A 5629-nucleotide genomic window follows, 5' to 3' on the forward strand; every position below is an offset into this window, starting at 1 on the left:
TCGGTAGTTAACCCTTCCTCCTACACTCTCCACAATCATGTCCGAGCGTTGCACTTATTATCTGAATTCGCGGAGTATTTTTACCTTTATGATGGGGTTCGCCTCACACCATTTATTCGCGACGGCAACCGCTTCATTTGCAATGCTTTTGGCCTGCCGCGCATTAATTGGCGTTGCCGAAGCGCCGTCCTTCCCGTCTAACACAAAAATAATTGCCACCTGGTTCCCGGACCATGAACGTGCCCGTGCGACCGCGATTTATTCCAGCGCGCAATATCTTGGTCTTGCGCTGCTGACCCCTGCCCTTGACTTTATTGTGGCTAACTACGGTTGGGAAATGTCATTTTATCTGTCCGGTGGTGCCGGGATTTTGTTTGGCATTTACTGGCTTATGTATTACCGCGATCCGCAGCACAGCACCGCTGTGAACCAGGCCGAGCTGGATTACATTAAAGCAGGCGGTGGCTATGGTTCAGCTAACCAGTCTGAGGTTAGCGAGAAAATCAGCTGGCAAGATATTAAATTCTTCCTCAGTAAAAAAACGATTTGGGGTCTGTTTATCACCCAATTTGCCTGCTCGTCTACGCTCTATTTCTTCCTGACCTGGTTTAATGTTTACCTGGAGAAAGGGCTGCATCTCTCTATTTCCAAAGCCGGGATGGGCGCCATGCTGCCTTATATTATGGCGATGCTTGGGGTGCTCTGTGGCGGTACGTTGAGCGACATGCTACTGAAAAAAGGCAAATCCCGAACGCTGGCACGAAAATTACCCGTTATGGCTGGCCTGTGTGTCACCATGATTATTGGCCTGGTGAACTTCTTTGAAAATCAGCCAGTTATTGCGATTGTTATTTTGTCTGTTGCATTCTTTGCTAACGCCTTTTCAAACCTGGGTTGGGTGGTCTGGAGCGATGTGATTCCCCGCAATTTCCTCGGCACCATGGGCGGCTTTTTAAATATTTGCGGCAACCTTTCGGGGATCGTTAGCCCAATTGTTATTGGGGTTATTCTCCAGCGCACGCAAAACTTCCAGTATGCCATGTGGTATATCGCAGGCGTCGCCGGACTGGGCTTATTAGCTTACATCTTCCTGGTGGGCAAAATTGAAGTGATCCTGCCTGAAAAAAAGAATGCCAACACCGTGGATAAGAATGCCATTAATCCGGCAACTGCCAACAAATAACGAGGTCATTATCAAAATGGAAAAAATAACCTGTAACGCTTGTCTGGCCCATGCGGAAAAAGACGTACGTTTTGAATCACGTGAAATCGAGCACGGTGAACATGACGTCGTCGTGAAGGTCGCCTGCGGCGGAATCTGTGGCTCTGATATTCACTACTATCAGCATGGCTGTGCGGGGATGTCTGTCCTCAAACATCCGATGGTGATTGGCCATGAGTTTGTCGGCGTGATCAGCAAAGTGCCCAAAGGCAGCGAACTGAAAGTGGGCCAGACGGTTGCGGTGAACCCGTCCTGCCCCTGCAATCAGTGCGAGATGTGCCTTTCCGGCCATCAAAATCTGTGTGGCTCCATGCGCTTTATGGGCAGTGCGCAGTTCAATCCGCATGTGAATGGCGGCTTTTCTGAGTACGTGGTGGTAAAACCGGAGCAATGCATTCCTTACGATAGCCGCGTGCCCGCAAACGTGATGGCCTTTTCGGAACCGCTGGCGGTCGCCATTCATGCAGTAAAAAAAGCGGGGCAGTTGACCGGCAAACGCGTTCTGGTGATTGGTGCAGGCCCCATTGGCTGCCTGATCCTCGCGGCGGCGCGCAGTGCCGGGGCATCTGAACTGGTGGCGTCCGATCTCAGCCCGCGCTGCCTGGAACTGGCACGCCAGATGGGGGCCACGGCGGTGATGGATCCGCGCGATGAAGAACAGGTCGCTCATTATCAGCAGCATAAAGGCTACTTTGATGTCGTGTTTGAGGCCTCCGGCGCGCCGATTGCCGTGGCATCTACCGTCGATTTCACCCGCCCTGCCGGCACCATCGTCCAGGTGGGGATGGGCGCCAGCCCGGTAAGCTGGCCGGTGTCGCCGATGCTGGTTAAAGAACTCAACTGGGTCGGCTCATTCCGCTTTATCGGTGAGTTCATCACCGCGGTACGCTGGCTGGAAGACGGGCGCGTCGATCCTCGCCCGCTCATCAGCGCCGAGTTCCCGCCACAGCAAATTGAAGACGCGTTGATTACCGCCACAGACAAAAATGTCTCTGCTAAGGTACTCATTCGTTTCGATTAACGATGAGAAGCGCCCGGCCGGGCGCTTTGTTCTTAAAAGTGAATTGTTATACAATAAATCACTTCAGCGACATCTTAACGGATACCCATCTTGAGCATAAAATCCATTCAAAAACAGAATGTTGTAAATGAAATTTATGATCAGATAAGCGGCAAACTGCTGGACGGCAGTTGGGCGCCGGGTAGCCGTTTGCCCTCAGAAGCGGAGCTGACCACCTCATTTAACGTTAGCCGGGTCAGCGTTCGCAGCGCGGTGCAGCGTTTTCGTGACCTGGGAATTGTGGTGACGCGCCAGGGCAGCGGCAGCTATGTGAGCGAAAACTTCACCCCGCAGATGTTGAGTAACGATCCCCGCCCGATCATGCACCTTAGCCGCGAAGAGTTTCACGATATGATGATTTTCCGTCAGACCGTGGAGTTCAAATGCGTGGAGCTTGCGGTCACGCACGCGACCGATGACGACATTCGCCAGCTCGAAGACGCGCTGAACAATATGCTGATCAACAAGGGCGACTACAAAAAGTACTCGGAAGCGGATTACGAGTTCCATCTGGCGATTGTCAGGGCATCGCACAACAGCGTGTTCTACAACGTGATGCACTCGATTAAAGACATCTATTACTACTACCTTGAAGAGTTGAACCGTGCGCTCGGCATCACCCTCGAGAGCGTGGAAGCCCATATCAAGGTCTATATGTCGATCAAGAATCGCGATGCCACCACGGCGGTAAAAGTGCTCAACGAGGCGATGTCAGAAAACATTGTCGCCATTGAGAAGATCAAATCGACGGGCACATCAGAGAAATAAAGAAGGTTCGCCAGCAGCCTCAGCCACTGGCGAAACGGCTTAGCGGGTCGACTGCAGGAACTTACGCGTACGTTCGTGCTGTGGCTGGTTAAAGAGGTTCTCTGCGGTGTTGTCTTCCACAATTACCCCATCAGCCATAAAGATCACCCTGTCGGCCACATCTTTGGCAAACGACATTTCATGGGTCACCAGAATCAGCGTGGTCTCGTGATCGACAATCGAGCGGATCACCTGCAGCACTTCATTGACCAGCTCAGGATCCAGCGCTGAGGTCGGTTCATCGAACAAAATCACTTTCGGTTTTACCGCCAGCGCGCGGGCAATAGCCACGCGCTGCTGCTGGCCGCCGGATAACATCGCCGGATAGCTGTCCGCTTTTTCACGCAGACCGACGCGTTCCAGCAGCGCCATCCCGGTTTCGTTGGCCTGCGCCTTCGGGATTTTTTTACCGATGATCAGCGCCTCGGTAATGTTCTCCAGCGCCGTTTTGTTCTTAAACAGGTTGTAATGCTGGAACACCATCCCGGTGTGCGCACGCAGCGCGGTCTCTTGCTGGCGGGTAAATTTTTGCGCATCAATAACCGTACCGGCGATTTCCAGCGTACCCTGCTCCGGTTTTTCCAGCAGATTAATACAGCGCAACAGCGTCGATTTACCTGAACCGGACGGCCCGATAATCGCCACCACTTTGCCCTGCTCAATCTCCAGAGAGATATCTTTCAGCACCGGGTTGCCATTGAATGACTTATGCAAATGACTGATTTTCAGCATAACGTGGCTCCTTAGCGGTACGGGCGGTTCAGACGGTGCTCAATGCGTTTTTGCAGCAGCGTCAGCAGGATGGTTACAGCCCAGTAGATCAGCGCTACCGCCAGGTAGCTTTCCAGAAAACGAAACGAGTTACTGGCAAGAATTTTGGTCTGCGCAAAGATATCGGTCACGCCAACGGTAAACGCCAGGGAAGACTCTTTGATCAGCATAATCAGGTAGTTGCTCATACCCGGCACGGCAATGCGCACCGTCTGCGGCAGCACGATACGGCGGAAACCCTGCCAGCGGGACAGGCCCACGGACAGACAGGCTTCAATCTGGCCTTTATCGACCGAGTTCATCGCCCCACGGAACTCTTCCGCGAGGTTGGCGGCAGTCTTGAAGCTCAGAGCGATAATGGTGGCCGAAATGGCGTTCATCATGCTGATACCCGGGAACAGCTGCGGGATACCAAAGTAGAAGATGAACAGCGTCACCAGCGTCGGTACGGAGCGGAAGAACGAAATATAGATTTCGGCAAACTGCGTCAAAACAGCGATGCGGTTGCGAATAATCAACGCCAGCACCATCCCCATGACCGAGGCGATAACCATCGAGGTCATCGCCAGGAACAACGTCATCGGCAGGTAACTGAGCAGCGTTGGAAAGGCTTCCAGCATAAAGCTCAGGTTAAAATTCATTGCTAATTATTCCTTGCTGACATCCTGTTTCAGGTACTGCTCGGACAGTTTGGTCAGCGTGCCGTCCGCTTTCAGCGCGGTCAGCGCATCATCAAATTCTTTACGCAGCGCATCGCCCTTCTCGTTTTTCACGAACGGGAACGCTTCCTGATAACGGTAAACCGGATCGCCTGATTTTTTCAGCGGCAGACGGGAGTTATCGATCAGCAGCTGCGCGCCAGCGCGGTCCATGATGTAGGCATCAATACGGCCGAGGGCGACATCCTGAATAATGGCGCTTGGCTCATCGTAGGTATGAATATCGATACCGGCGTCAGGGTAATTTTTACGTAAATAGTTTTCTTTGCTGCTTCCAACGTCTACACCCAGACGTTTCCCCTTTAAATCGTCGATATTATGAATAGAATCGTCGTTATTTCGGGTCACCAGCTGAGCGCCAGAATAAATATAGGTCTGGGAGAACTGATATTTCTCACGGCGTTTATCGTTGGCTTCAACCTGGTTTGCGATGGTGTCGATTTTGCCCGCAACCAGCATACCGAAGAGGCCAGTCATATCCGCAGTGGTTAATTCAACACGGCTGTAACCCAGTTTTTTCGCAATCGCATTGACGGTCGCGATATCATAACCTTCGTAATCTTTGCCGTTTTGTTTGTAGGAAAATCCGATATTTACACCAAAGGTGCCGACATGCAGCACTTTCTCGCTTTCAGCAGTTTTTTATTGTCGTCGCAACCGGTTAATAAGAATGCACCCAGCAACGCTGTGGCGATAATCCCTGATTTAAAATTAAGCATGGTAATTCCCTTGGAATTATGTGTGTTTATTGATGTCGTGGTGTCTATTTTTCGCGCGCCAGTTTAAATCACTTTGGGGATAATCTATATTCCCATTAGTAATTATTGATAACGGATAAGAATAATCCACTCTAGCTTTACAGAGATATCATTCCTGCCATTAAAAAGGCAAGTCCCAGGGATAAACCAGAGGATCAGTATGAGAATTATTGCGTGTGGTGATTTATTGTTTTCGAGTCGTAACCTGGCGAAAAGATTAGGCTGTGTCCCTTAATTGCATAACCTCTTGTAAAACAATCGGATGCAACCCAGCTTGACCATTGAAAGATAA

At 51.2% G+C, this 5629-nt stretch carries 5 protein-coding genes and 1 pseudogene; 3 read left to right on the forward strand and 3 right to left on the reverse strand.

All coding sequences use genetic code 11. The features are described 5' to 3' along the window. Positions 1-73 precede the first annotated feature (73 nt). From ACSZPU_RS22660 to ACSZPU_RS22670, 3 genes and pseudogenes are all read left to right on the forward strand, one after another. Positions 74-1183: pseudogene (locus ACSZPU_RS22660) on the forward strand (MFS transporter); the annotation flags it as partial. Further along, positions 1152-2243, forward strand: coding sequence for an L-idonate 5-dehydrogenase (gene idnD, locus ACSZPU_RS22665; protein WP_499003414.1), 1092 nt, complete (start codon positions 1152-1154; stop codon positions 2241-2243). The pseudogene ACSZPU_RS22660 and the gene idnD, both read left to right, overlap by 32 nt. Positions 2244-2333: 90 nt before the next feature. Then, positions 2334-3050, forward strand: a complete 717-nt coding sequence (locus tag ACSZPU_RS22670; protein WP_499003416.1) for a FadR/GntR family transcriptional regulator — start codon at positions 2334-2336, stop codon at positions 3048-3050. A gap of 39 nt (positions 3051-3089) precedes the next feature. Here ACSZPU_RS22670 and ACSZPU_RS22675 read toward each other — a convergent pair whose 3' ends face one another. From ACSZPU_RS22675 to ACSZPU_RS22685, 3 genes are read right to left on the reverse strand one after another with little or no spacing between them, the layout of a single operon-like run. Further along, entirely contained in the window at positions 3090-3821 is a 732-nt protein-coding gene (locus ACSZPU_RS22675; RefSeq protein WP_499003418.1) for an amino acid ABC transporter ATP-binding protein, read from the reverse strand. Positions 3822-3832: 11 nt separating this feature from the next. Next, complete coding sequence (locus tag ACSZPU_RS22680) at positions 3833-4501, reverse strand: amino acid ABC transporter permease (RefSeq protein WP_499003422.1); 669 nt, start codon at positions 4499-4501, stop codon at positions 3833-3835. A 6-nt stretch (positions 4502-4507) separates the two neighbouring features. Further along, entirely contained in the window at positions 4508-5200 is a 693-nt protein-coding gene (locus tag ACSZPU_RS22685) for a transporter substrate-binding domain-containing protein (RefSeq protein WP_499003426.1), read from the reverse strand. Between the last annotated feature and the right edge of the window lie 429 nt (positions 5201-5629).

Source organism: Phytobacter sp. V69, assembly GCF_965644215.1.
GTDB lineage: Bacteria > Pseudomonadota > Gammaproteobacteria > Enterobacterales > Enterobacteriaceae > Phytobacter.